Here is a 25,331-nt window from a genome sequence, read left to right on the forward strand (position 1 = left end):
CGGTGCTATCCCGACGTAGAGCAGGCGCCCAGCATCCAGGTCCTGGTGGGGCGGCTGCTTGAAGTGCCACCCGTAGACCCCTGCCGCTGCCGGGACAGGGCTCGGACGCACCAAAACCTCTGGCGCCGACCACAACCGATCGGGACTGACGAGAGCGGTAGCTTCCACGGACCCTCCAGGCGTACCACGAGTGATCGTCGCAGGCTACTGGTCGACGTTGACGGAAGGTTCGTGGCCTGCGTACGTCACATCAGCTTGGGAAGCTAGGGGCATCTAGGGCTTGCTCTGGTGCTGACCTGCGAGGGAGCAGCGTCGAGGCCTAGTCCGCGGCCCGTCACGGCTGCCTGAGAACCCATCGGCGTTTCCATTCCTTCGGGATCGATCCGCTGTTTTAGGAATAACCAGACAGGGCGACAAATAGGAAATTGGTGAAGAATATGCCCTCTATAGAAGAATAGAAATTCTTGCCGGAATCAACCAGTCCACTCTCAAGTCTCCCTCAATTCAATTGAGAGATGCGCTGTGTAGCCACTAGGTTTCTATTCGTTCGCCAGCACGGGAACGCAACCCGAGAGATGTAGACCGAGACCTAGGGGGAAACATGAATCGCACAGCACGGATTGGTGCGCTCGTCGGTGCAGCCGCCGTGAGTATGGGCTTAGCGGTTACGCCAGCGGCTCCGGCCGCGGCCCAGGACAGAGTAAAGACTCCCGCTGCAAGTACCGTCGCTGAGTTCTTTGAGCCTGGAGCCAAGATACCTGTCAACGTCTCCAAGCCTGGGGCCAGGTTGATACTCAAGCGTAATGCCGATTCTGCGCGGCCGCTTTCTGCTGTTTCGGCTCAGTCGGTATCCGATCTGGGCGAGATGTGCAACACCGAAGTAATTTCGAAGACTGCCGGCCAGGGTAAGACCACCCTGGTACTGTCGGTCAATAAGGAGCGATCGGTCCAGCTCAGCGGGGAGGCCGGACTCAGTAAGGGTCTAATCTCTGCCGCTGTAGGATTTAGTGTGACAAACACCTACAGGGTTACCGATGAAACTCGTTACGAGGTACCCAGAGGCAAGCATGGAAATATTGAAGCATACACTCTCCTTGAGCACTATCGGCTCAAGATTACGGACATTCATCGTATCCCCCATGTAGTCGAAGTGTACAAGCCCATTGGCGTATGCTTCAATGAGTGGCTAGACTAACCGGTCTAATTTCGGGACGTGAAAGGGTGGCCCATGGCGCAGATCTTTCGAAGGCTAGCCTTAGGGGCCGCCCTTCCACTCTTGTGTGTCGCGTGCACTTCGGGAGGCGGGCGTGGGGCTACGCATGACTCATCGGCCGGCCAATTCACACATCTAAGTCGACTTGATTCGATCGACGCGGCCGAAGAAAAGATCATTGCGGCGGATGAGTTCCCTTCAGACTCTCATGCCCCCAAGGTGGTAGGCGAGCTCAGGAAGGGTTCTGTTCGTCTGATCGCGTACACCCAGGGAGACTCCTGCGGCCTTCGGGTGGCTGACGCGATGGACTCAAAGCGATCATTGTTGCATATTACTTCAGCATGGCCTGAGAATGATTCAGGTGGAAGTGCGAAATACCCTGCTGGCCCATACAATTTTGCTTCGGCAGAAGGTGCGAGTGGATCTGTAACGTGGGCTTCGCTTGCTTGCAGCAAGTCTGCGATGGTGATCGATTACTCGTCTCATGCTCGTGGATCTGTTTCTGAGCAGCGCGGTAACGTTTCAGTCAAGGAGCACCCAAAGGATCTGGGGGCTCTCACTGTGATCATCGGTCCGCGAGAAGCTCGCGAAAAAATTCTGCCACGGGCCTGAACAACGACTATCGGCGGCTGATGCAAGCGGGCGGTGGAACGGCTTTGGGCTGGAGTTTGGGGCGAGTGATCATGGCCCCGTAAGCTTCCGGCGAGTCGGGCAGTCTGTGGACCTGCCCGTTAAAGCACGACGTTGGGGCCATGATCTTGGAGGCTCGCCCCAAAGTGGCTGCCTAAAGCCGTGGAGCCGACCGCCCCAGCCACAGCGGGTTTTCCCTGGCCTTCGCCCGCATGCACGCAGCGCGCCGCCGGGCGCGGCCAGCCGGGGCGCAGACAGGAGGCAGGCCGCGCCGCAGAGGCGGCGCGCGCCCGCGCCGTGCGCGGGCCTTGATGAAGTAGGGAAAGTCTTACCGCGCTCCCATCACAGAGCGACGATCATAGGGCGAACGGCTCGTAGGCCAGTGCTCGGTCCACAACCTTCTCGGCCGTCAGCTGGGCGTCGAAGTCCCAGAAGATGTAGTCACTGACGTGTGGGCAGCCGAGTCCGCGTACCAGTGCTGCGATGATCTCGTCGGCTTCGGCCTCGTCGGCGTAGTCGGCGTCCATGAGCCGCTGCACAAGGAGGATGCCTGCCTCTCGGCTCATGCTGCGTGGTGTGGTCATGCTGCCTTGTCGCCGGGCTTCTGCCCGTGTTCGAGGTAGACCGGTGCAGCCTCGTTTCGGGCCGCTGCTGCTGCGAGGATGCGTCGGGCCAGTCGCGGGATCGTGCGCTCGGTTACCTGGTCCGGGGGGAGGAACTCGAAGCTCTTCAGCTCGTCGGGCTGCAAGGTGATCTGGGCCAGGTCCTCCTGGCTGAGCCGGCCGCCATCGAACAGGTAGAGCACCTTGTCGCCCTCGGCGTCGTTCGGGGCCCAGTCGACCGCGAGCAGGCGACCGATGGGCGGTGTGATGCCCAGCTCCTCCTGGACCTCGCGGATGGCGGCGTGAAGCGGGGACTCGCCAGTCTCGACGTATCCGCCGGGGATCTCCCAGTAGTCCTTGTACGTGGGTTCCACCATGAGGACCCGCCCTGCGGCATCAAAGAAGAGCGCACCCGCTGCCATCCGCGGGTGCGCCATTTTCGCTTCCTGTGCATTCGGCGCCATGCAGCCGAGCGTACCCAGCTCAGACGACATGCAGCCTGTTGGCCAGGTCCGCCAGACTGCGGCTGGGCTTGCCTCGCTGGCTCCGGACCCAGGTGAGTACGAGCTCGCGCGCGAGGTAGTGGCTTCGTACCTGCTCGGGTGCCCAGCTCTCCGCTTCCAGGATCTTGCCCAGGGCGTCGTCCATGCGATTGTGGGCGCTGAGGGCTCGGGCCACCTCGATGTTGTGCCGGGTCCGGCGCTCGGTCGGCAGGCCGCTGGTGTCGATCTGTGGGCCCAGGTCGACGGCGATCTGCATGTCTCCCAGCTCCGCGGCGGTGGCCACTCGGTGGATCGCCACGTTCGTCGGGCCGAAAGCGGTCCAGACGTGGTTGGCGTCGCTTCCAAGGCGCTGCGCCGCCCGCTCGGCCTCCGTGATGAAGGCCTGCGTCGTTGCGCGGTCCTCCGCTCGGGCTGCTGCCATGGAGCCTGCGAGGAACAAGGTCCCGTAGATGGACAAAAACTCGGGGCTTGCGTTGTCGAGACCGGGGCGGAGGTAGTCGCCCGCGTCTCCGACGAGTTGTGTGGCGGCATCGAAGCGGCCGTTGGACAGCAGGCAGTGAGCCACGGAGCGGAACAGGGACCCGGTCACTACCGCATTGCCGGACTGCTGGGCTGCGGCCAGGCCGCGGTCGGCCGCGATCCAGGCAAGGTCGGTCTCGCCGAGCTTGGTGAGCACCATGGCCGCGCCCTGGTAGGTCATCGCCATGAGTTCGTGCGCCTGCTCGCGTTCCCGGCCTTCGTAGGCCTGGGCAGCGATGAGCGCGTCGGCCAGGAGCAGCGGCAGGCGGCGGGTGGCGAATGCGTAGCGGGACTCCTGGTAGGCGTCCCAGACCTCTTCGACGCTGGCCCGGAGTTCGTCGAGCGGGGTCGGCTCGCCCTCGGTGGTGACGCCCAACAGCGGAGTGAGCTGGCGGTAGTTCATCAGGGCCGAGCGAAGCGCCGGCACCGTGCGGGTGCCGCTGTCGGCTGTCCAGTCCAGCAGGGTCGGCTCGGCGAGTAGGTCCGCCAGAGTCACGTCGAGTGCGTCGGCAAGCGACTTGATGACAGAGAGCCGGTCCAGCTCGATCCGGTTGTTCTCGGCCTTGCTCAGCCAGTCGACGGTTCGGCCGACCAGTCCGGCCAGCACCTCTTGGGACATGCCCCGCCTGCGGCGGTACCAGGCAACGCGTTCGCCGATCGTCAGGTTCGTCGTCATTCCTCGCATGGCAAGAGCGTCCCCCCCTCTCTATGTGGGACCCCGGAGAGATTTTCCGGGGTACTCCGGCGCCCCGCTCCTAGCGTTGCTCACAACCGCAGGGACTGTCAGGTCGAACCACGACGAAGGAGCCACGATGCCGCTGACCCCGGCCGAAGTGGTGGAACTCATCAGTGAGGTAAGGCAACTTGGCGAGGAGGTAGCCGAGCTCGGGTGTCGCGCTGAGGCGTTGGTCAGTCGTCTTGCGTCTGCTTCCGCACCAGTTGCTCAAGCTGATCCATCCGCTCCGCGAGCTGACGCACCTCTCGGCGGACATCGGACAGGTACCCGGCGATCTCCTCAAACTCCGGGCTGTGCTTGGCCGGACGCGGCTCGTCAGGACGAGTGACAAAGCTGCCCTTGCCTTGGTGGGAGATCGCGTAGCCGTCCTCGCGGAGACGTGAGATCGCCTGCCGGGCCACCGTCCGTGAGACGTCGTGAGTGGTCATCAGCTCGGTTTCGGACGGCAACTTGGTGCCTGGAGTCAGTTCTCCCTGGCGGATGCGGCGCTTGAAGTCGTCGGCAATCTCCAGGTACTTCGCGCGTCCGGTGAACTCGGCCATAGCCCCTCTCAGTGCTTGTCGCACTAAGTGCAGCACATCCCCCGACGACAGTCGAGAACCCACTTGGCGTACTAAGTACTTCGGGTGCAGTCTCGTAGCAGGCCGACGTACTAAGTACGTCAAGTTCGACGACACCGAGGAGCGCACACATGCGTCAGATTCCCGTCGACACGTCCGCCGCGACCGTGATGGTCGCCAAGAACCCCCAGCCCAAGGTGAAGGACCGCCGTACCGGCGAGATCGCCACGGACGCCGAGACCGGCGCGAAGATGATGACCGTCGACGTGATGTTCGCGGCCAACGACGAGGTCGAGATCCTGTCCATCACCGTCCCGGAGCCGGGCATCTCCGGTGAGCTGACCATGGGTACCCCGGTCGCGCTCACGGGCCTGATCGCCCGGCCGTGGGAGAACGAGTTCAACGGCCAGAAGCGGCACGGCATCGCCTTCCGTGCCGTCGCGGTCACGTCCCTCGTCGCCGCTGCCGCGAACTCCAAGGCGGCCTGATCATGACCGCCTTCACGGTCACGCTGGTGCTGGTCGTCGCCACTGCGGGTCTCCTGCGGTGGCGCCGTCCCGCCTGGTACTGGATGACCTTCGGGGTCACCTTCGCCGCGCTGCGGGTCCGCTTCCAGTACGCCTCGGTCATGGAGGCCTGCGGGCTGACCGTCCCGCCCTCACGCTGGCGCCTGGCCCTGGCCCGGGCCACCAACCGGCCCGTTCCGGAGTCCCGCCCGCCGCGCATCCTGCGCCTGCGCCCGACCCGGACCGGCCTCGTCCTGCGGCTCAAGCTCCGCCCCGGCCAGGACGCCTTCGACGTCGCCGCATCGAGCGACCGGCTGCGGCACTCCTTCGGGATGTACGGGGTCACCTCGCGTGAGCTGCGCTCCGGGGTCGTCGAGGTGCGGATGACCGGCTATGACGTGCTCAAACGGGTGCAGATGCCCTCTACGACAGACACCCGTCCGATGCGGATCCCGGTCGCCCTGCGCGAGGACGGCTCGGTGCACTACCGCGACTACCGGGCCGTCCCGCACGCGCTCACCCTCGGCGCCACCGAGTCCGGCAAGTCCGTCTACCAGCGCAACCTGGTCGCCGGGCTCGCTCCGCATGACGTCGCCCTGGTCGGCATCGACTGCAAGCAAGGGGTGGAGCTCTTCCCGCTGGCCCGCCGGTTCTCCGCCCTCGCCGACAACCCGGACACCGCCCTGGAGCTGCTCGAAGCGCTCGTCACGCACATGGAGGGTGTGTATCAGCTCATCCGCGCCGAGCAGCGCATCAGCGTTGCCGTGCCGGATGCGGAGATCGCCGCCGACATCTGGGACCTGCCCGCCACGCTGCGCCCGGTCCCGGTCGTGGTCCTGGTCGACGAGGTCGCCGAACTCGCCCTGTACGCCAGCAAGGAGGAGGAGAAGCGGCGGGACCGGATCATCACCGCCCTGGTCCGCCTCGCCCAGCTCGGCCGCGCGGCCGGCATCTACCTGGAGGTGTGCGGGCAGCGCTTCGGCTCGGAACTCGGCAAGGGCATCACGATGCTCCGCGCCCAGCTCACCGGCCGCACCGCCCACCGCGTCAACGACGAGACCTCGGCGAACATGGCCTTCGGCGACATCTCCCCGGACGCCGTCCTCGCCGCCATCCAGATCCCGACCGACACCCCCGGCGTCGCCGTCACCGGTGACTCGACCGGCGGCTGGTCCCGGATCCGCGCACCGCACACCTCGCTGCGTGAGGCCGTGAACATCTGCAACCGGCACGCCGACCGCGCCCCGGACCTGCCCGCCCTCGCGCCCTTCCGCCCGGCCCTCACCCCGGTGCCCTCCGCCCGGGTGCCGCTGTCCAAGACGGCTCCCGCGACCGCCTGAGTCTCTGCTGCTCCTCCGGTCGGCGTGACCGCCTTCGCGCCAGGTCCCTACCCCTGCCATGCCTCATGAAGGGAGGAAGCCCCGCTATGTGCCCCAGCTGCGAGGACTTCGCCCGCACCGTGCTCATGCTCGGCCAGCTCGCCCTCTACGGCGACAGTGCCGGAGCCGACCAGGACTTCATCGAGATCGTCGGCACGTCCCTGGCCGCCTCGCTGCCCGAGCCGCCGCCCGGGACGTTCCCGCCCGGCTACGACCCCAACAGCGGCCCGCCCTACCCCGGAGAGGGGTCCTGATGGCCCGCCCCGCACTCCGCGTCGACGCGGTCCTGGTCCAGGCCGTCATCGCCGGAGCCCTGTCCTTCGCCCACCTCCACGACTTGGCCGCCGCTGCCGGACAGGACGGCTGGAAAGCCTGGGCCTATCCGGTCAGTGTCGACCTGCTCCTGGTCGCCGCCTGGCGACGCCTCCGCAGTGAGGGCCCGTCCCGGCTGGCCTGGTGCTGGTTCCTGATCGCCCTGGTCGCCTCGCTCGGTGCCAACGTGGCCACCGCCGGATTCCTGAACTTGGCGGACCCGCCCGCCCTGCTCCGCCTCGGCATCGCCGGATGGCCCGCCCTCGCCTTCCTCGGCGGCACGCTCCTGGCTCACTCGGCCGCGGACCGGATGCCGGATCCGCCGGCACCCGCAACCCCGGCCCCCGACCCCGAGCCAGAACCCGAACCCGCTCCTCCTCCGGCTCCGGAGCACGAGGCCGTCACGGCGGACGACGACACCCCGGCCCTGCCGGTCGCCGCTCCGGCGTCTGCCCCGGCTCCGCCTATGCCGGTCCCGGCCGCCCTGGTCGACCACGCCCGCAAGGTCGCCGAAGCGCATCGGGCCCGTACCGGCTCGCCGATCGACACCGACACCCTGCGCGCCCGGCTCGGCGTCCCGCCGCAGCTCGCCGACGCCATCGCCGCCCAACTCACCTGACCAGAAAGGACAACCGACCGCCATGCCTGCTCGCGACCACTTCCACTCCGTGATGAGCATCGGCCCGGTGCAGATCGGCACCCACCGCGACCGCCACGGCCGCACCAAGCACGCGGCCGTGTGCACCGCCGACCGGTGCGGCTGGTCCGCCGACTACACCAGCCAGTCCGCCGCCCAGCTTGCCGCCCGCACCCACCGCTGCCGCGTCCGCTAGGAGCCACCGCCATGCAGGTCCCGCTCTGGTTCGCCCTCCTGGTCGTCGGCTGGCTCGGCGTCAAGCTCATCCGCCCGCCCTGGTGGCTCGTCGCCGTGCTCCTCCTCGGCGGCTACCTCCTCGCCGACAGCCTCTTCGCCCCCGTCATCGACACCGCCGTCAAGTAACCACCCGCCGAAGGGAGACCGACCATGCTCCGGCCCAAGATCCCGACCATGCCCACGGCCACCGGCCTCACCCACCCGCCCGCCACCGTCACCGAGCAGACGGCCACGGTCCACCAGCCCGCCGCGCCCGCCCCGGCCCCGGTCGCGCCGACCTGCCCGACCGTTCAGCTCACGCCCGGCAGCGTCCTCGCCCTCGTCGGCGGCGGTACCGCCGTGGTCCTGGTCGTCGGCGCCGTCCTCGTCTCCATGCTCCTCGCGGTCGCCATCACAGGCGTCTCCTTCGCCATCTGCGCCCTGGTGATCCGCTCCCTCGTCAACGCCGACGCCAAGCGCCGCTGACCGGCCCCCGGGGCGGTCGTCAACCGCCAAGTCACCGCCGCCCCGGAAGCCGTGCCCCTGCCCGATCTCTCAACCGGAAGGAACCCCCAGCATGACCGACCGCACCACGTCCTCGCCCCGCATCTGCGGCAACTGCGACGGCTTCGCCTCCGCCGCCATCACCCTCGGCGGCCGAAACGCCCGCGGACACCTGCGCACCATCACCGCGCACTGCCCGGCCTGCAACGGCACCGGCCACGCCCGCACCCGTCGCGTCCGGGAGGGCGCCCGTGCCTGACACGCTGCTCGACCCGGCCACCCTCGGCGACCTGCTGAGGGTGGCCTCGGCCGATGACTACACCCGCTGGGAAGACCAGATCCGCCGCACAGGCGGCTGCTCCGACCCCATCCACCTGACCGGCTGGACCCTCCACAAAGACAAGACCACCGGCGAAACCCTGCACCACTACAGCACCGAGAACGAGCCAGGCGGACGGCTCCGCCTCGCCTGCGGCAACCGCCGCGCCTCCCGCTGCCCCTCCTGCGCCTGGACCTACGCGGGCGACACCTACCACCTCATACGCGCGGGCCTCGCCGGAGACGACCGCCGCGACATCCCCGCCACCGTCCGCGACCACCCCCGCGTCTTCGCCACTCTCACCGCCCCCTCCTTCGGCCCGGTCCACAACCGGCCCGACCGAGGTGTCTGCCGCTGCGGCACCCGCCACCCCGCCGACCATCCCGCCCTCGGCACCGCCCTGGACTCGGCCACCTACGACTACTGGGGCGCCGTGCTGTTCAACAACCACGCCGGACAGCTCTGGCAGCGCTTCACCAACCGGCTCCGCCGCGAGATCGCCACCCGCGCCGGCCTCTCTCAACGGGAGCTGAAGGAAGCCGCCCGGCTCTCATACGGCAAGGTCGCAGAGTTCCAAAAGCGCGGGGCCCTGCACTTCCATGCCGTGATCCGCATCGACGGCCCGGACGGCCCCGGCACCCCGCCGCCCACCTGGGCCACGGTCGACCTCCTCTCCGACGCGATCCGGGCCGCCGCCGACCACTCCTACACCTCGGTATCCGTCCCGGCCGCTGCCGACCAACCGGCCCGGACCTTCCGCTGGGGCCGACAGCTCGACGTCCGGCCGGTCAAGGCCTTCGGTGACGGCTCCGACATCACCGAACAGGCCGTCGCCTCCTACGTCGCCAAGTACGCCACCAAAGCCGCCGAGAACACCGGCACCCTCGACCGTCGCATCGGCGAGCTGTCCGAACTCGACCGCCACGGCGTCCCCGACCACACCCGCCGCCTGATCGAAGCCTGCAAGCTCCTCGACCCGCTCTACCCGGACCGCCGCCTCTGGGCCTGGGCCCACATGCTCGGCTTCCGCGGCCACTTCTCCTCCAAGTCCCGCCGCTACTCCACCACCCTCGGCGCCCTCCGCCAGGAACGAGCCGACTACCGCGCCGCCCAGGAACACGCCGCCCTCGGCCTCGAGGACCAGGAGCCGGACACCGTCCTGGTCCTCGCCGACTGGCAGTACGCCGGACACGGCCACACCCCCGGCGAATCCGCCCTGGCCGCCACCATCGCCCGCGATCTCCAGCTCAACCGCGAAACAGCCCGCGAAGCCCTACGGGACCAACTCGACCAGGAAGGGAAGTGCTGACCATGGCCGCAGAATTGCCGGACCGCTTCCTCACACCTGAGGACCTGGTGGAGATGTTCGAGCTTCCCAGCGTCGAGACGGTCTACCAATGGCGACGCAAGCGCACAGGTCCCCGCGGCTTCCGCGTCGGCCGGCACCTGCGCTTCGACCCGGACGACGTGCGCGCCTGGGTCGACACCCAGCTCGGGGAGGCCGCCTGATGGCCGGGCACATCCAAGACCGCTGGTACCGGACCGAGGTCGGCCCGGACGGCAAGACGCGCAAGGTCAAGACCGACCGGCACGGCATCGGCCTGCGCTACCGGGCCCGCTACATCGGCCCGGACGGCACGGAGAAGTCCAAGAGCTTCCCGGACAAGCAGAAGCGGCTCGCCGACCAGTGGCTGACCAACATCGAGGCCGACATGGCGCGCGGCCAGTACATAGACCCGAGGGCGGCCCGGGTCACCTTCCGTGAGTACACGGAGCGCTGGCTCGCCGCTCTCACGATCGATCTGACCAGCCGGGCCGCCGTGGAAGGCAGGCTGCGCCTCCACGCTCTGCCGTACCTCGGCACCCGTCCCATCGGCTCGTTCCAGCCCGAGCACATACGCGACTGGAACCGCCAGCTCGAAGACGCCGTGGCGTCGGCCCAGTACCGGCGCCTCATCTTCGACGCTGTCTCCTCCGTGCTGAACGCGGCCGTAGATGACCGTCTGCTCGCCTCGAACCCTTGCCGGGCTCGATCGGTCAAGGCACCGCGCCCCGCGCCGACACGCGTGCATCCATGGACCGCTGAGCAGGTGTTCGGCGTACGGGCTGGGCTCCCCGACCGGTACAGGGCCATGGTCGACGTGGGCGCCGGATGCGGTCTGCGCCAGGGCGAGATCTTCGGGCTCACCGTCGACAGCATCGGGGATCTTGGCTGGCTGTACGTGCGCCAGCAGATCAAGAAGGTCCGCGGCACGCTCGTCTTCGCCCCGCCCAAACGCGGCAAGCTCCGTGACGTCCCCCTCGACCCTGAGGTGTCAGCGGCGCTCCGCGAGCACCTGGAGCGCTTCCCGCCCGCCGACGTGACCTTGCCCTGGCTGACCCCGACCGGCCCCAAGGTCACGCATCGGCTCGTCTTCACGAGCGGCATCGGCGCGGCCATCTGGAGCCAGGGGTTCAATGACCAGTCGTGGAAGCCTGCCCTGGCATCCGCCGACATCATCCCGGCCCCGGAGAAGGGTGACCGCTACGCCGCGGCCCGCCAGCACGGGATGCACGCGCTGCGGCACTTCTACGCCTCGGTCCTCCTGGACGCCGGGGAGAACATCAAGGCCCTGAGCCTCTACCTCGGCCACAGCGATCCCGGCTTCACGCTCCGCGTCTACACGCACTTGATGCCGAGCAGCGAGACCCGGACCCGGAAAGCCATCTCCGCGATGTACCGGGCCGCCGGTCACGCTCATGACGGCCCAGAGACGGCCCAGGCTGCCTGAGACGGCCCCTCATCGGCGGGAAACCTGCTGGTGAGGGGCCTTTTCATGCCCTCTTGCGGCAAGTAACACCCCATCTTGCCCGACCGCCACCCCTGGGCGGAAACCCATATGGTCACGAGTCCCTGACCTGGCACTTTGTCGCCCGGTGGCTGAGACTCACGCGAGTGATTGGGCGCTTGCGCCGTCACGTAGCCTCGTGTGCATCCATACGACAAGGGGGGCGTTCACGCGATGGCGAAGCCGGTACGTGCGGCGATCGGTGAGATGTGGATCACTTGCCAGGTCTGCAAGGGGGACGTGTTCCGGGAGCGAGGCGTCCTGTTGAACAGCGCCGGCATGGAGTTCATGAAGATGGCCTGGGCCGACGAGAAGGCCACTGGCCTCATTTGCTGGCGGTGTGGGTACGTCCACCTCTTCGTCAACAAGGACATCGAGCTCTACCGGGTGGACACGTAGCGCATGACCCAGGGCACCTGCCGCGGTCGGCCGGTGGTGGGAGGCCGGTCGACCAAGGGTCCCGAATGCGGCGATTCGGGTTGAATGCTTGCAACCGATGCCCCGTATCACATATACGCCATATGTGGCAACATTGCCTGTGTGCCATTCGGTACTGACGACAGGCGAGAGGAGTGCATCGTGATCGCCAAGCTGCTCGGCAAGCTGTCCTTCGCCCGCCACTACGGTGCGTACGGGGAACACGAATGGGACGCGTACGCCGGCGACGACTCGGTCTGACCGCACCTCCGGCGGGCGCCCCCGGGCGTCCGCCGGCTCCCAGCCGCACTGCCGACGATCGAATGAACGAGCCGCCGCGGCTGCCCGAAGGAGGCTTCGCGGCGTGGAGCCGTGACCGGCTGGCGATGGCTCGCCGGGGCGCTGACGAGTGCGGGGACGTCTGGCAGCTGGAGCAGGGTGTCTACGTGGCCGCCACGGCCGAGCCGTGTGAAGAAGTCCTGCGCCGCGCGCGGGACTACCCCAAGGCACCCTCACCCCTCTTCCCGCCGTTGAAGCGGTCGAGCGGAGCACCGACCCCCGCGGAACGTGCGTACGCGCACGCCGCCCGCATGCGCGGGTTGCGCGCGCAGGCGGTCGCGGCCCGGATCGGTGAGATCGCGCCCGGCGCCGCTCGGTTCGCCGACCAGTTGCCCACCGGCCAGGACGTCGAGATCCTGCCCCCGGTCCGGCACGCCCTGGCGGAGACCGGTGTGCGCTACCTCTTCTCCGAGGACGCTCCCACCCTGCTGCCCTTCGCCCAACGGCTCTTCCTGGCCCGCGAGGTGCTCGTACGCCCCTCGCGCTGGGTGTGGCCGCGCTGGATCCCCACACCTGCACGGCGCTTCCGTACCCGGCAGCAAGTCGCCTTCACCGACGCTTTGCGGCCCATCGTCCGCCGGCGCCGTTCCTCGGGCCGGCTCGGTGACGACGTGCTCGGACAGATACTCCAGCCCTCCCCCCGTTACGGCCTGCTGCCGGAGGAGGCCATCCTCGACACGCTCCCCGGAATCACCGTCGCCACCTTCGAGACACCTTCCCGGGCAGCCGGATGGATCCTGCTCCACCTGGCCCGGTACCCCCAGGCAGCGGACCGGGTCGCGGACGAGGCCGCCCTGCTGCCCGCGGACCCCGCCGCGACGACCAGCGCCCACCTCGACAGCCTGCGATACACCCGGGCACTGGTGCACGAGGTGCTCCGACTGCACCCCCCGAGCTGGCTGTTGACCCGCCGCGCCGCGCGACGGACCCAGCTCGCCGACTACACCATCGACGCCGGGTCCACCGTGCTCGTCTGCCCCTACACCGCCCATCGCGACGCACGGGAACACCCCGACCCCGACCAGTTCCAGCCCGAGCGATGGCTCGATCATGCGGGCTCGCCGTCGAAACCCGGGGTGTTCCTCTCGTTCGGCACCGGGCCGCACGGCTGCGAGGGAGCCGCTCTGGCCATGGCGATGCTGACGCTCCTGACCGCGCAGACCGCCCGCCGCTACCACTTGAGCGAGCCGCCCGGACCGGAACCCAGCCACCAGGTCACCACCTTCGAAGGTCTCACCACTGCCGGCCTGCGCCTGCGCGCCACTCCGCGCGGCTCCGAGTAGGAGGGTCACGGAATGAAAGGCATGGGAACGGCCCTGCAGCTGACGATCTTCGTCGAGGAAAGCGACACCTGGCATCACAGGCCCCTGTCCGCCGAGATCGTGCACCGCGCCCATGAGGCGGGGCTGGCCGGTGCGACGGTGCTCCGTGGAGTCGAGGGGTTCGGGGCCTCATCGGTGATACACGGTCCGCGGTTCCTGTCGCTCAAGCAGGACCTGCCACTGGCGATCATCATCGTCGACGACGAGGAGCGCGTACGCCGCTTCGTTCCGGTACTGCGCGAACTGGTCGACGAAGGGCTCGTGATCGTCGAGCGGATCGAGGTCGTCCAGCGCACGGAGCGGGATCCCGTTCAGGCACATGCCTGAACGGGCTGAACGGGCTGTGGCCTAGCCGAAGGCCGCCTGGGCGAAGGTCATCCCGATGAAGACGGCTCCCAGCCCGGCGATCACCGAGGCCAGCACGTTGGCGGCGGCCAGGAAGCGCGCTCCGGCCTCGGCCAGGCCGAGCGTCTCGTAGGAGAACGTCGAGTACGTGGTCAGGGCCCCGCACAGGCCCGTGCCCAGGAGAAGCTGGATGCTCTGCGAGCCGGCTCCGGCGAGCGCCGCTCCCGCCAGCGTGCCCAGGATCATCGATCCGGTGACATTGGCCGCGAACGTTCCCCAGGGGAACGTACCGTCGTGGTGCGCCTGGACGGTGCGGTCGATCAGATACCGCAGGGGGGCGCCGACGGCTCCCCCGAGGACGACGAGCAGGTACCTCATGGGGCCGCGGTCTCCCGGCCCTTGTAGTGGACCACCTCCACTTCCTGCACGGTGATGAGGCCGCTCACGGGCAGTTCTTCGAGCTGGGACATGAACGCCCGGATGCGGTCCTCCTCGTCGACGATGACGACGGCCGTCGGCAGGTCGTCGGCCATGGACAGCAGTCGCGTGGTGTGCACGACCGATGTCTCTCCAAACCCCTCCACACCCCGGAAGACCGTCGCCCCCGCCAGGCCGAAGGCATGGGCGCGGTGCACGATCTCCGTGAACAGGGGCTTGTGCTGCCAGGTGTCCGTGTCGTCGACGATGATCGTCAGGCGTAGTGCGCGTCCGTGGAGTCTCATGATCACGGTCCTCTCGTCACCAGGATGCGCCGGATGGCGACCATGCCGGTCTTCGCGGCGGCCAGCGCGATGACCACGGTCGCCGCCAGATAGGCCAGGGCGATGCCGGGCCGGTCCGCACGCGCCAGACGTGCGATGTCCAAGCAGTACGTGGAGAAGGTCGTGAAGCCGCCCAGCACCCCCGTGCCGAAGAACGGGCGCAGCAACGGGTGCACGGTGAGGACTTCCGTGATCAGCACCATGAACATGCCGATGACCAGGCACCCCACCGCGTTGACCCCCAGCGTCGTCCACGGGAATCCGGCCTTGCCCGTCGGCCAGAGCAGTGCCGCTTCGTAGCGGGCGGTGGCGCCCAGGGATCCGCCCACGGCGATGACTGCCAGTACCTGTAGGTACTTGCGGCGGGCCTCCCGGCGCACACGTGCCCGTGCCGCCGCGGACTCTTCCACCGCCGCGGTCGCCACCGAGTGCTGCCCGGGCTCATCACTCACGTCGCCTCGCCCCACATGCTCCGAGGCCGTCCAGCTCAAGGCGAACCTTTAAACCAACCCTAAGCCTTGAGCCGGGGGGCGCCAGACGACGTCGGGGGCCTAGGACTCCCGTCGCCGGAGCACCACCAGCACTCCGCCACCGATGACCACCAGCCCGATCGCCACGCCCGCGATCAGCGGGGTGATCGCGGAGCCGCCCGTCGCGGCCAGGTCCGTGTCGGTGGTCGTGCCGCCCACTGACGCGGGGCTCGGCTCGCTGAGGGTCTGGACCGCGTCGCCTGTTTCGTCGGACTGGGTGCGGCAGTCCAGGACACCGGTGAAGCGCTGCTGGAAGCCGTTCGGGCCGGTGATGCTGAAGTCGTAGGCCTGGTCCTCCTGGAGGGGGACCTTCACCGTGCGGGTGGCGCCCGCGGGGATGGTGTACTCGGTGTCCATCAGCGAGAAGGTGAACGGCTTGTCGCCGGTGTTGGCGCCGGTGATGTCCAGGGTGCCCTTGGCGCAGTTCTCGGTGGCCGACAGCGCCGGTATCGCGCCCTTGGCCGCCCAGCCGGCGCTCGCGGTGGCGGAGACCGTCGACTCGCTGGAGCCGGCCAGGATCTGGATCTGGCTGCGGTTGTCGGAGGTGAAGGCACGGCCGACCGGGACGCTGGTCGACGCCTGCACCGTCAGCTCGGCCGAGCCTCCCCCACCGCTGAACGCACGGGCGGTGCCGCCAGCGGCGTCTTCGGGCACGTCGAAGAAGAGGCGGCTGCCGTCCGTGGCGGACGTGACCGGCTTGCCGGTCCTGTCGACTATGCGGACGCCGGTGATCGCCGCGTCGGCCGGCGGTGTCACCGTCACACTGCGCGCGTTGGTGTGCACGGTCACCGGTCCGAGCAGTCCGCCGGGCCTGCCGGAGACCGCGGGCGGGTCGAGGGTGAGGGAGGCGTCCGGCTCCGCCATGGAGCGGGCACTCTTCTCCAGGTAGTCCGCGAGCTTCTCGGCCTGCGGGTCGACCGCGTCGACGTGGGCGCCGTCGGACCAGCGCCAGATGGCGACCTGCGTGCCCGCCGCGGCGTCCTGCTCGGTGAGCCCGCGGACACCCGCCCGGCCGGCCAGCGCAGCGAGGTCGTTGACCTGGGGGTAGGAGTTCTGGAGGATCCAACGGATCCTGCCCGCGTTCTCGTTGGTGCCGAGCGAGGTCTCGCTCCAGGGGGTCTCCTGGTACTTGGCGTCCTTCTGCGTGGGGTTGCGCAGGTCGACGCAGTACGTCTGGAGGGTGCCGCCGCCCTCCACGGACATCTCGAACAGGCCCGCGGACACCCGCTGGTCGCCGCCGTCCTCGTGGATCACGGCCTCGCCGTACGTCTTCAGGCCGCCGATGGTGGCGGTCGCGCCGCCCTGGCGCTGCGACGTCCCGTCGGCGGCGGCCGCACCGGCTCCGGCCAGCAGGCCGACGGCCACCAGCCCGGTGACCAGGGCCGCGGCGACGAGACGGGCCGGCCCGCGTCCGCGCGCGGAACGCGCGGACGCTGTGGCGCACCCCGAGGACCCAGAGAACGCAGAAAGCACTAAATTCCCCTTCGAGCAGGACCCGTTGACGTGGGGGGAACGGTCCCACCAGCAGAATCAGCAGCCCCGAGAGCTACGCCCGGCATCTTATGGATCAAGCGCACCGCGCTTGGCGGTCATATCGTCGGATGACCGATCCGACTCGGAATCGTTATCGCGGCTGTGGCTGACGTCACGTCACCGCGGCCGGTTCCGGCTGCTGTTCCGCGGGCGGTGTCTCCCACGTGGGTTCCGGCCGGCGCGGGAGCGCCGTCTCGGGCCTGGGCGTGCGCAGGAAGGCCGAGGTGCCGCGGGCCATGTCGTGGCCGATCGCCGCGGCGTCGATGTCCGCGGAGACCCACTTGTGCCCGTCGCGCGTCTCCTCACGCACCTTCAGCCTGCCGTGAACGACGACGGGATCGCCCAGGTTCAGCGAGGCCGCCGCGTTGGCGGCGAGCTGGCGGTTGGCCCACACGGTGAAGTAGTTCGTGCTGCCGTCCGTCCAGACGTTCTTCTCGCGGTCCCAGTAGCGCGGCGTCGCCGCCAGCCGGAACCGCACCGACGGGCCGGAGGCCAGATCGCGGTACGTCAGCTTCGTCGCCACGTTGCCCACCACGCACACCATCGTCTCGTTCATCGCGGATCCCTCCCTCACGCGTACGGGCCCGTCCCGTACGGCTGCGTCCGGTCCGTCGATCGCGTACCGCCGCCGCAGAGCGTCGTGCGTCGCGATCGACGTGGGACCAGACTGCCGCCGTCGGGACGGGCCCGCCGAGCGCTGTGGACCACCGGCCGGCTGTGGACAACTCCCTCACCCGGACGGGTGGTTCACCTCCCCCGATGGCAGGGGTCACCCCACTGTCGCCCCCGCCCTCGTCACCCTCCCGTACTGCTCCCGTACCTCCCGGTACCGCAGCAGTTCCGCGGCCACCGGATCGAGCACCCGGGCCCGGCCGCAGCCCGCCGCGGCCTCCCGCAGCCGGCGTTCCGCCTCCAGGCCGTAGCGCCGCGCCGGGCCCCGTGCCGCCATCCGGCAGCCCCATTCGACGAGCGGCCCGCCGACGATGCCGGACACCATCAGCAGCACCGGGACGACCAGATTCGGCGTCACGACGCCGACGATCTGCCCCAGCAGCCACAGGCCGCCCACGATCTGGAGCAGGGTCATCGCCGCCTGCGCCAGCACGGCCACCGGCCACCAGCCCGGCCGCGGCGGGCGCCCGGCCGGCGTACCGGCCCGTGCCGCCAGCTCGTCCAGCGTCTCGGACAGCCCCTGGGAGCCGCGTACGGCCGCCTCGCGCACCGCCTGCGCCCAGGGTGTGGGCAGCCCCGCCGAGGCCCGGTCGGAGACCGTGCGGACCGCCTGCTCGACGCGCTGGCGGGCGGTGGCCTCCTCGTCCACCGGGGGACTCACGGGCAGCCGTCCCGTGATGGGGTCGTTCCGGCCCTGGCACCACCGCCACAGCCGCATCCAGGGCGTGCCGCAGGCCCGGTTGGCGTTGCGCAGCCAGGCGCGTTCGGCGGCCTCACCGGCGGCGGTGGCGCCCACGGCGTCCGCGAGCCGGGCGGCGAACTCCTCCCGCGCGTCCTCGCTCAGCCCGATGCGCCGCCCGGTGGCGTACACCGGCCGCAGCCGGTCCGCGGCGGCGTCCACGTCGGCCGCGATACGGCGGGCCGCCGCACCGCGCTCGGACACGAACTGCCCGAGCGCCTCACGCAGATCGCCGATGCCGTCCCCGGTGAGCGCGGACAGGGCCAGCACGACGGCGCCCGACTCGCCGTACTCTCCCAGGGCCACACCGTCCTCGTCGAGCAGCCGCCGCAGGTCGTCCAGGACCTGGTGGGCGGCCTCGCCGGGGAGCCGGTCGACCTGGTTGAGGACGACGAACATGACCTCGGCGTGGCCCGCCAGGGGCCGCAGATAGCGCTCGTGGAGCACCGCGTCGGCGTACTTCTCGGGGTCGACCACCCAGATGACCGCGTCGACCAGCCGCAGGATGCGGTCCACGTGCTCCCGGTGCTCGACGGCCGCGGAGTCGTGGTCGGGCAGGTCGATCAGGACCAGCCCGCGCAACTGGTCGTTCTCCGCGCTGAGCATCGGCCGGCGGCGCAGCCGTCCGGGGATGCCGAGCCGGTCGATCAGGGTGGCCGCGCCGTCGCTCCAGCTGCACGCGATGGGCGCGGCGGTGGTCGGCCGCCGTACGCCCGTCTCCGAGTGGGCGACCCCGGCGAGGGCGTTGAACAGCTGCGACTTGCCGCTGCCGGTGGCGCCGGCGATGGCCACGACGGTGTGCTGGCCGGAGAGCTTGCGGCGGGCCGCGGCCTCGTCGAGGACCCGGCCCGCCTCGGCGAGCGTGCGGCTGTCGAGCCGGGTGCGGGAGAGCCCGACCAGTTCGCGCAGGGCGTCGAGGCGTGAGCGCAGGGGGCCGTCGTAGGCGAGGGGGGTGACCGGCTGGGCGCCGGGCTTCCTGGCCTCGAGGACGGAGACCTGCTCGGCGGCGGCCGCGGCGTCCGTCTCGTTCACGCGCCGGGCGATGAGGCCGTCGTCCCAGACGTCCGTGGGGTCGGCGGCCGGTTCGGGAGCGGCCGCCGATTCGGGAGCGGCGGCAGCCCGCACGCGCGCGTGCCGCCCGTTCCGCGCCTGCTCGCCCTTGTCCGTGGCCTCGCTTCCGTCCGGGGCCCGCACGGTCTGCGCGGCCGGTGCCTCCTGCGCGGCCTTCGCGGCAGCCTCGGCTTCCTCCGGGCGGGCCGGACGGGGGGCGCCTGGTGACGGGGCATCGGCGGGGTGGCCGTTCCCCTCGTTCACGGGGGTGGAGGGCGGCTCGTGGGGGGCCACTTCGGCGCTGGGACCGGGGGTGCCGTGATCGGTGCGGTCGCCGTGACCGGCGTGATCGGTGCTGCCGTCCACGCCAGGGTCCGCGCCGCGGTCCGCACCTCGGTCCGCACCGCGGTCGGGGCCGCGATCCATACTGCGATCCGCACTGCCGTCCGGGCCGCGATCCATACTGCGATCCGCACCGCGTTCGCGACCGCGATCCATACTGCGATCCGCACTGCGGTCCGGGCCGCGATCCGTACTGCGTTCGATGGGGTCGGCCTGACCCATGCGACCGATGTGGTCGATGCGGCCGGGTTGATCGTCCATGTGACCTGTGGTCTCCATGTGCCCGGTGGTCTCCATGTGGCCGGTGTGGTCCTGGTCAGTGACGGCGGTCACCGGTCACCTCTCCTTCTGAAGTACGGACAGCGCGGCGATGAGTTCGGCCTGGGGCTCGGGATGGACCTCGAGGGCGTCGAGCGGGGCGAGCCGACGTTCACGCTCGCCGTGCATCACCCGGTCCACGTAGTCGGCGAGCAGCCGTCCGGCGCGGTCCCTCAGCCGCAGCGCGCCGTGGGCGCCGATCCGCTCGCCGAGCCCCTCGCTCGCGGAGCGCGCCCGACGGCCGCCGAGCAGCGCGGTGGCGACCAGGGCGGCGACGACTTCGGGGTCCGGGGCGACACTTCGGTCGAGCTCGCGCACCTCGTCCTCGGCGTACTCCTCGAGCTCGCGCCGCCAGCGTCGTACGGCGAGCCCGATGCGGTGTTCGGCGCTCTCCGGGGACGGATCCCGTTCGGTGAGGCCGGGGCCGTCCGCGGCCGGTTCGCGCCGCCAGGAGTCGTCCACGCGCTCGTCGGCGGCGGTGACGGAGCACAGCAGCAGTGCGGCCAGGCTCTCCGCCAGCGCGTCGAGGAGTTCCCCGGCCGTGCAGTCGAGCGGGAAGGCGCGCCAGCGCTTGAGCGCGTCCCCGGCTAGCACGGCCCCGGCCTGGAGCCGTGCCCGTACGCGCGCGTGCTCGCTGTCGTACGCCGCGTCGACGGCGGCCGTGAGCCGCAGGGCGGCCGCGTACTGGGCGGAGGCCGCGGCGGCCAGTTCGGGCAGCCGCGCCTTGAGCGAGTCGAGGAGGCCGTACGCCGTGCGCCCCATGACGTGCTGCCGGGACACGGGATCCTGCGCCTGTTGCAGGAGCCAGGTCCGCAGCGGGGCGACGGCCGTGGCCGGCAGCAGGCCCCCGCCCCAGGCCGACTCGGGCAGCTCGGGCACGGTGAACCGGGGTACGTCGCCGAGCCCGGCCTTGGCCAACAGCGCGCCGTACTGCCGCGAGACCTCGGAGACGACCTGGTGGGGCACCCGGTCGAGGACGGTCACCAGGGTGACGTCGTACTCCTTCGCGGTGCGCAGCAGGTGCCAGGGCACCGCGTCGGCGTACCGGGCGGCCGTGGTCACCATCACCCAGATGTCGGCCGCGCAGATCAGTTCGGCGGCGAGGACACGGTTGTCCGCGACCAGGGAGTCGATGTCGGGGGCGTCGAGCAGGGCGAGCCCGCTCGGGAGGCTTTCGGCGGTCTCGATCCGCAGCACGCGCGCGGGATCGTCGTTGGGGATCGCGAAGTCGTCGCTCGCGTCCCGCTGGGGAGCCCACGCGCGATTGAGGTCGGGCAGCACCCGCATCCCGCTGAACCAGTGATGGTCCTCCGGGTTGCAGACCAGCACCGGCGTCCGGGTCGTCGGCCGCAGCACGCCTGCCTCGCTGACCCGTCGCCCCACGAGGGAGTTGACCAGCGTCGACTTGCCGGCCCCGGTCGAACCTCCCACGACTGCCAGCAACGGCGCTTCGGGCTCCCGCAGGCGGGGCACCAAGTAGTCGTCGAGCTGCGCGAGTAGTTCGTCGCGGTTGGCACGCGCGCGTGGGGCCCCCGCCAGGGGCAGCGGGAAGCGTGCGGCGGCGACACGGTCGCGCAGGGCGGAGAGTGCGTCGAGCAGCTGAGGCCGTACGTCCAAGGTCACCACATGCGAAGAATGCCCAATTTTGGGGGAATTCTGAAGCATATAGACATGTCTGCGCGCCGAAGGGACAGAACCGGCACAAGGGACGACTGGGGCGCGGGCACAGTCCAGGCATAACGAGTGCACAACACCCGATGGCGTCGGACGTCAAAAGCGGTGCACGATTCGTACCTGCCTGCGATTATCAGGACCGCTTCACCGAACCTCCACATCGAGCCACGGAGGCGAAGCAACAGGGACAAGGAACCAGGAGCCCTATCCTTGTCCCCGGCCCCCGTAGCTCAGTGGATAGAGCAGGCGCCTTCTAAGCGCTTGGCCGCAGGTTCGAGTCCTGCCGGGGGCGCCCATGCTCCGCCCTCCTCCGGGAGGGCGTTTTTGCTGGTCAGGGTGGGTTCTGTGCGGCGCACGTCAGCAGCGGAAGCCTCTCGATGACGCAGGTCGGTCCCCGAACCTGCCGGGCCGCCACGGGGTCTTCGCGGTCGGCCAACGTCGAACGCGTGTCGAAGTTCCAGGCCGCAGGCCGGCTGACGGGTTCTCGGCCAGTGCGCCCACCAAATCCGATGAACAGTGCGCCCACCGTCGGACGGGCCGGCCGGGCCAGGCCAGGCCAGGCCAGGTCACCGGTGAGGACGACTTCCGTCGCCGGAACGGCGGCCGTGCCGGCGGCTGCGCGGGACTGGCTCACGGGCCACCACCCCCCGGATGACCGTACCCGCCGCCATGTGTCGCACAAACGCATATACCAGCCTCACGAGCCAGCAGCCCAGCTCATGCCATGAGACAAGATATTTTCACCTTGCATCTGCGGCACTATCATCGGCATTCGCCAGAGACAGAGGGAGTGGACCCGTGATGACCCGTTCCGTACGCCGGACCCGCCGGATGCTTCAGGTGACCGGCGCGGGTGCCACCGCCCTGCTGGCCCTGAGTGCCTGCTCGTCGTCCGACTCGGACTCCTCGACGAAGTCGGACTCCTCGGCTTCGGCTTCCTCGTCGGGCAAGTCGGATAAGCCGGATAAGTCCGGCAAGTTGTCCGGCACGGTGACCGTGTTCGCCGCCGCCTCGCTGAAGGAGAGCTTCACGACGCTGGGCAAGGAGTTCGAGAAGGAACACCCCGGCACGAAGGTCACCTTCAGCTTCGGCGGCAGCGACTCCCTGGCCGCGAGCATCACCGGCGGCGCCCCGGCCGATGTGTTCGCCTCCGCCAGCCCCAAGACCATGGCGATCGTGACCGGAAGGAAGGACAACGCCACCGAGCCGGTCACCTTCGTGCGCAACCAGCTGGAGATCGCCACCCTGCCGGGCAACCCGGACAAGGTCTCCTCCCTGAAGGACCTCACCAAGTCCGGTCTGAAGGTCGTACTGTGCGACAAGGCGGTGCCGTGTGGTGCCGCCGCTCAGAAGGCCCTGGACGCCGGCAAGCTCAAGCTCACGCCCGTGTCCTATGAGCAGGACGTCAAGGCCGCCCTCAACAAGGTGGTGCTGAAGGAGGCCGACGCGGCGGTCGTCTACAAGACGGATGTGCACGCGGCGGGTGACAAGGTGGAGGGCGTGGAGTTCCCCGAATCGGCCAAGGCCATCAACGACTACCCCATCACCGTGCTCAAGGACTCGAAGAACGCCGAGGCCGCCAAGGCGTTCATCGCCCTCGTGGGGTCCGCCGAGGGCCAGAGGGTCCTGACCGAGGCCGGGTTCCTCAAGCCGTGACCTTCCCGCACGACGAGTCCGGTGCCGTGGCCGGCACCCTGGCGGGTGGGCCACGGCGCGGGCGTGTCCGGGCGGGCGCCGGACGGGGCGCACCCCTGCCGCTGCTGGTTCCGGCGCTGGTGGGGCTGGCTTTCATGGTGCTGCCGCTGATCGCCCTGCTGGTCCGTACCCCCTGGCACAGCCTGCCGGACCTGCTGACCAGCACGGAGGTGTGGCAGGCGCTCCAGCTGTCCCTGGTGTGCGCGACGGCGGCGACCGCGGTGAGTCTGGTGCTCGGGGTGCCGCTGGCCTGGTTGCTGGCGCGGGTGGAGTTCCCGGGACGTGGGCTCGTCCGGGCGCTGGTCACCCTGCCGCTGGTGCTGCCGCCGGTGGTGGGCGGTGTGGCGCTGCTGATGGCGCTCGGCCGCAACGGGGTCGTGGGCAAGTGGCTGGACGCCTGGTTCGGCATCACGCTGCCGTTCACCACGGCCGGCGTCGTGGTGGCCGAGGCGTTCGTGGCGATGCCGTTCCTCGTCATCAGTGTGGAGGGCACGCTGCGGGCGGCCGACCCGCGCTACGAGGAGGCCGCAAGCACCCTGGGCGCCTCCCGGTTCACCGCGTTCCGCCGGGTCACCCTGCCGCTCATCGCCCCAGGGGTCGCCGCCGGTGCCGTACTGGCCTGGGCCCGCGCGCTCGGCGAGTTCGGCGCGACGATCACCTTCGCCGGCAACTTCCCCGGCCGTACGCAGACCATGCCGCTCGCCGTCTACCTGGCCCTCCAGAACGATCTCGAGACCGCTATCGCCCTCAGCCTGGTGCTGCTGACCGTGTCGATCGCGGTCCTGGCGGGCCTGCGTGACCGCTGGATGACCGCCTCATGACGGACATCGAGAAGGGGACCGGCACCGAGAAGGGGACCACCCGGCCCGCCTCCACGGGGGGTTCCGGGGCGGAGACGGAGGGGCTGGACGCCCGCCTGGTCGTCGAACGCGGCGCCTTCCGTCTCGACGTCGCCCTCACGGCCGCCCCCGGTGACGTCGTCGCCCTGCTCGGTCCCAACGGTGCCGGCAAGACCACCGCCCTGCGCGCCCTCGCCGGTCTCGTTCCCCTCACGGACGGCCATCTGCGTCTCGACGGCGCCCCGCTGGACCGTACGCCGCCCGAGTCCCGCCCGGTCGGTGTGGTCTTCCAGGACTACCTGCTGTTCCCGCACCTCACCGCCCTGGACAACGTCGCGTTCGGCCCGCGCTGCCACGGCGCCGGCAAGGCGGAGGCCCGCGCCCAGGCGGCCGAGTGGCTGGACCGCATGGGCCTCGCCGCCCACGCCGGCGCCAAGCCCCGCCGCCTCTCCGGCGGCCAGGCCCAGCGGGTCGCCCTGGCCCGCGCCCTGGCCACCCGTCCCCGGCTGCTGCTCCTCGACGAGCCCCTCGCCGCGCTCGACGCCCGGACCCGGCTGGACGTCCGCGCCCAGCTCCGCCGTCATCTCGCCGAGTTCGAGGCCGTCGCCGTGCTCGTCACGCACGACCCGCTGGACGCCATGGTGCTGGCCGACCGGCTGGTCGTCGTCGAGGAGGGCCGTGTCGTCCAGGAGGGCACGCCGTCCGACATCGCCCGCCATCCGCGTACGGACTACATCGCGCACCTCGTCGGCCTGAACCTCTACCGGGGACGGGCCGAGGGGCACGCGGTCCATGTCGACGCGGGGCCGGTGATCACGACCACGGAGGATCTCACGGGGCCGGCCTTCGTCGCGTTCCCGCCGAGCGCGGTCACTCTGCACCGTGAGCGCCCCGTCGCTTCCAGCGCCCGGAATCTCTGGCGGTGCGAGGTGGCGGGTCTGGAGACCCACGGTGATCAGATCCGTGCCGATCTCGGTGGCGAGCTCTCCCTCGCGGCCGACCTGACGACGGTGGCCGCGGCCGAGCTGGGGCTGCACCCGGGGGCCGTGGTGTGGGCGACGGTCAAGGCCGCCCAGACGCATGCCTACCCGGCCTGAGCGGGTTGCCTGCCGTTGTCCTCCCGTCCGGCCGCGGATCGCGGGCCGCGGACCCGCCGGTGGCGACCAGGGTCATCGCCGGGTCGAGCCAGGAGAACCCGTTCCTGACGGCGGACCTGCCGCACCTCGGCGAGCGTGCGTGAAAGGCGACTTGCACGGTGCGCAAGTACGGACTCGAACACTGTTTAAGTTCC

General features: G+C 69.9%; 29 protein-coding genes and 1 tRNA gene. 19 read left to right on the forward strand and 11 right to left on the reverse strand.

Translation table 11 applies throughout. The features are described 5' to 3' along the window. Positions 1 to 601: 601 nt before the first annotated feature. On the forward strand, positions 602 to 1,195 hold the full coding sequence (locus ACFY01_RS15065; RefSeq protein ID WP_390736143.1) for a hypothetical protein: 594 nt from the start codon (positions 602 to 604) through the stop codon (positions 1,193 to 1,195). 1,004 nt (positions 1,196 to 2,199) lie between these two features. Here ACFY01_RS15065 and ACFY01_RS15070 read toward each other — a convergent pair. From ACFY01_RS15070 to ACFY01_RS15085, 4 genes are all read right to left on the reverse strand, one after another. After that, entirely contained in the window at positions 2,200 to 2,409 is a 210-nt protein-coding gene (locus ACFY01_RS15070) for an e9imm peptide (protein ID WP_390736144.1), read from the reverse strand. A 14-nt stretch (positions 2,410 to 2,423) separates the two neighbouring features. Beyond that, entirely contained in the window at positions 2,424 to 2,909 is a 486-nt protein-coding gene (locus ACFY01_RS15075) for an NUDIX domain-containing protein (RefSeq protein ID WP_390736145.1), read from the reverse strand. Between the two features lie 19 nt (positions 2,910 to 2,928). Further along, positions 2,929 to 4,143: a helix-turn-helix domain-containing protein gene (locus ACFY01_RS15080; protein ID WP_390736146.1), complete on the reverse strand. Its 1,215-nt coding sequence runs from the start codon at positions 4,141 to 4,143 to the stop codon at positions 2,929 to 2,931. Positions 4,144 to 4,376: 233 nt separating this feature from the next. Next, positions 4,377 to 4,745 (reverse strand): GntR family transcriptional regulator, encoded by a 369-nt coding sequence (locus tag ACFY01_RS15085; RefSeq protein ID WP_390736147.1) that lies wholly within the window; start codon positions 4,743 to 4,745, stop codon positions 4,377 to 4,379. 149 nt (positions 4,746 to 4,894) lie between these two features. On the opposite strand from ACFY01_RS15085, the gene ACFY01_RS15090 reads away from it, so the two are divergent. From ACFY01_RS15090 to ACFY01_RS15155, 14 genes are all read left to right on the forward strand, one after another. Next, on the forward strand, positions 4,895 to 5,251 hold the full coding sequence (locus ACFY01_RS15090) for a hypothetical protein (protein ID WP_390736148.1): 357 nt from the start codon (positions 4,895 to 4,897) through the stop codon (positions 5,249 to 5,251). A gap of 2 nt (positions 5,252 to 5,253) precedes the next feature. Next, positions 5,254 to 6,609 (forward strand): FtsK/SpoIIIE domain-containing protein, encoded by a 1,356-nt coding sequence (locus ACFY01_RS15095; protein ID WP_390736149.1) that lies wholly within the window; start codon positions 5,254 to 5,256, stop codon positions 6,607 to 6,609. Between the two features lie 86 nt (positions 6,610 to 6,695). Continuing rightward, the gene (locus ACFY01_RS15100) at positions 6,696 to 6,902 is read left to right on the forward strand and encodes a hypothetical protein (protein ID WP_390736150.1); all 207 of its coding nucleotides are present in this window, start codon (positions 6,696 to 6,698) and stop codon (positions 6,900 to 6,902) included. Further along, positions 6,902 to 7,579: a DUF2637 domain-containing protein gene (locus ACFY01_RS15105; protein ID WP_390736151.1), complete on the forward strand. Its 678-nt coding sequence runs from the start codon at positions 6,902 to 6,904 to the stop codon at positions 7,577 to 7,579. Before ACFY01_RS15100 ends, ACFY01_RS15105 begins: the two co-directional genes overlap by 1 nt. Positions 7,580 to 7,601: 22 nt before the next feature. Next, a complete protein-coding gene (locus tag ACFY01_RS15110; RefSeq protein WP_390736152.1) occupies positions 7,602 to 7,793 on the forward strand; it encodes a mobile element transfer protein in 192 nt (63 codons plus the stop codon). An 11-nt stretch (positions 7,794 to 7,804) separates the two neighbouring features. Then, the gene (locus ACFY01_RS15115) at positions 7,805 to 7,960 is read left to right on the forward strand and encodes a hypothetical protein (protein WP_389140846.1); all 156 of its coding nucleotides are present in this window, start codon (positions 7,805 to 7,807) and stop codon (positions 7,958 to 7,960) included. Between the two features lie 24 nt (positions 7,961 to 7,984). Beyond that, the gene (locus ACFY01_RS15120) at positions 7,985 to 8,299 is read left to right on the forward strand and encodes a SpdD-like protein (RefSeq protein WP_390736153.1); all 315 of its coding nucleotides are present in this window, start codon (positions 7,985 to 7,987) and stop codon (positions 8,297 to 8,299) included. 91 nt (positions 8,300 to 8,390) lie between these two features. Next, complete coding sequence (locus ACFY01_RS15125; protein ID WP_390736154.1) at positions 8,391 to 8,576, forward strand: hypothetical protein; 186 nt, start codon at positions 8,391 to 8,393, stop codon at positions 8,574 to 8,576. Next, the gene (gene repSA / locus ACFY01_RS15130; protein WP_390736155.1) at positions 8,569 to 9,945 is read left to right on the forward strand and encodes a replication initiator protein RepSA; all 1,377 of its coding nucleotides are present in this window, start codon (positions 8,569 to 8,571) and stop codon (positions 9,943 to 9,945) included. The genes ACFY01_RS15125 and repSA overlap by 8 nt, the downstream gene beginning before the upstream one ends. 2 nt (positions 9,946 to 9,947) lie before the next feature. Next, positions 9,948 to 10,145, forward strand: a complete 198-nt coding sequence (locus tag ACFY01_RS15135; RefSeq protein ID WP_390736156.1) for a helix-turn-helix transcriptional regulator — start codon at positions 9,948 to 9,950, stop codon at positions 10,143 to 10,145. Further along, entirely contained in the window at positions 10,145 to 11,407 is a 1,263-nt protein-coding gene (locus tag ACFY01_RS15140) for a tyrosine-type recombinase/integrase (protein ID WP_390736157.1), read from the forward strand. Before ACFY01_RS15135 ends, ACFY01_RS15140 begins: the two co-directional genes overlap by 1 nt. 231 nt (positions 11,408 to 11,638) lie before the next feature. Next, positions 11,639 to 11,863, forward strand: a complete 225-nt coding sequence (locus ACFY01_RS15145; RefSeq protein ID WP_390736158.1) for a hypothetical protein — start codon at positions 11,639 to 11,641, stop codon at positions 11,861 to 11,863. A gap of 341 nt (positions 11,864 to 12,204) precedes the next feature. Further along, the gene (locus ACFY01_RS15150; RefSeq protein WP_390736159.1) at positions 12,205 to 13,503 is read left to right on the forward strand and encodes a cytochrome P450; all 1,299 of its coding nucleotides are present in this window, start codon (positions 12,205 to 12,207) and stop codon (positions 13,501 to 13,503) included. A gap of 12 nt (positions 13,504 to 13,515) precedes the next feature. Continuing rightward, a complete protein-coding gene (locus tag ACFY01_RS15155) occupies positions 13,516 to 13,869 on the forward strand; it encodes a DUF190 domain-containing protein (RefSeq protein WP_390736160.1) in 354 nt (117 codons plus the stop codon). Positions 13,870 to 13,890: 21 nt separating this feature from the next. Here ACFY01_RS15155 and crcB (ACFY01_RS15160) read toward each other — a convergent pair whose 3' ends face one another. From crcB (ACFY01_RS15160) to ACFY01_RS15190, 7 genes are all read right to left on the reverse strand, one after another. Beyond that, complete coding sequence (crcB, locus tag ACFY01_RS15160) at positions 13,891 to 14,265, reverse strand: fluoride efflux transporter CrcB (RefSeq protein WP_390736161.1); 375 nt, start codon at positions 14,263 to 14,265, stop codon at positions 13,891 to 13,893. Then, positions 14,262 to 14,612, reverse strand: coding sequence for a DUF190 domain-containing protein (locus ACFY01_RS15165; protein WP_390736230.1), 351 nt, complete (start codon positions 14,610 to 14,612; stop codon positions 14,262 to 14,264). The genes crcB (ACFY01_RS15160) and ACFY01_RS15165 overlap by 4 nt, the downstream gene beginning before the upstream one ends. Then, a complete protein-coding gene (gene crcB / locus ACFY01_RS15170; RefSeq protein WP_390736162.1) occupies positions 14,612 to 15,100 on the reverse strand; it encodes a fluoride efflux transporter CrcB in 489 nt (162 codons plus the stop codon). Before crcB (ACFY01_RS15170) ends, ACFY01_RS15165 begins: the two co-directional genes overlap by 1 nt. A gap of 99 nt (positions 15,101 to 15,199) precedes the next feature. After that, complete coding sequence (locus tag ACFY01_RS15175; protein WP_390736163.1) at positions 15,200 to 16,651, reverse strand: Cys-Gln thioester bond-forming surface protein; 1,452 nt, start codon at positions 16,649 to 16,651, stop codon at positions 15,200 to 15,202. A gap of 172 nt (positions 16,652 to 16,823) precedes the next feature. Continuing rightward, entirely contained in the window at positions 16,824 to 17,267 is a 444-nt protein-coding gene (locus tag ACFY01_RS15180) for a single-stranded DNA-binding protein (RefSeq protein ID WP_390736164.1), read from the reverse strand. Between the two features lie 213 nt (positions 17,268 to 17,480). Next, complete coding sequence (locus tag ACFY01_RS15185) at positions 17,481 to 19,538, reverse strand: GTPase (RefSeq protein WP_390736165.1); 2,058 nt, start codon at positions 19,536 to 19,538, stop codon at positions 17,481 to 17,483. 312 nt (positions 19,539 to 19,850) lie between these two features. Beyond that, positions 19,851 to 21,458: a dynamin family protein gene (locus ACFY01_RS15190; RefSeq protein ID WP_390736166.1), complete on the reverse strand. Its 1,608-nt coding sequence runs from the start codon at positions 21,456 to 21,458 to the stop codon at positions 19,851 to 19,853. A gap of 267 nt (positions 21,459 to 21,725) precedes the next feature. Between ACFY01_RS15190 and ACFY01_RS15195 the strand changes: the two genes are divergently transcribed. From ACFY01_RS15195 to ACFY01_RS15210, 4 genes are all read left to right on the forward strand, one after another. Next, positions 21,726 to 21,798 (forward strand) — tRNA-Arg (locus ACFY01_RS15195). Between the two features lie 509 nt (positions 21,799 to 22,307). Further along, positions 22,308 to 23,162 carry a molybdate ABC transporter substrate-binding protein gene (gene modA, locus ACFY01_RS15200; protein ID WP_390736167.1) on the forward strand — a complete coding sequence of 285 codons (855 nt, stop codon included), beginning with the start codon at positions 22,308 to 22,310 and terminating at the stop codon, positions 23,160 to 23,162. Next, positions 23,159 to 24,022, forward strand: a complete 864-nt coding sequence (modB, locus tag ACFY01_RS15205; RefSeq protein WP_390736168.1) for a molybdate ABC transporter permease subunit — start codon at positions 23,159 to 23,161, stop codon at positions 24,020 to 24,022. Before modA ends, modB begins: the two co-directional genes overlap by 4 nt. Continuing rightward, on the forward strand, positions 24,019 to 25,137 hold the full coding sequence (locus tag ACFY01_RS15210) for an ABC transporter ATP-binding protein (protein ID WP_390736169.1): 1,119 nt from the start codon (positions 24,019 to 24,021) through the stop codon (positions 25,135 to 25,137). Before modB ends, ACFY01_RS15210 begins: the two co-directional genes overlap by 4 nt. Positions 25,138 to 25,331 lie beyond the last annotated feature (194 nt).

The sequence above is a fragment of the Streptomyces sp. NPDC001480 genome (assembly GCF_042894725.1).
Classification (GTDB): Bacteria; Actinomycetota; Actinomycetes; order Streptomycetales; family Streptomycetaceae; genus Streptomyces.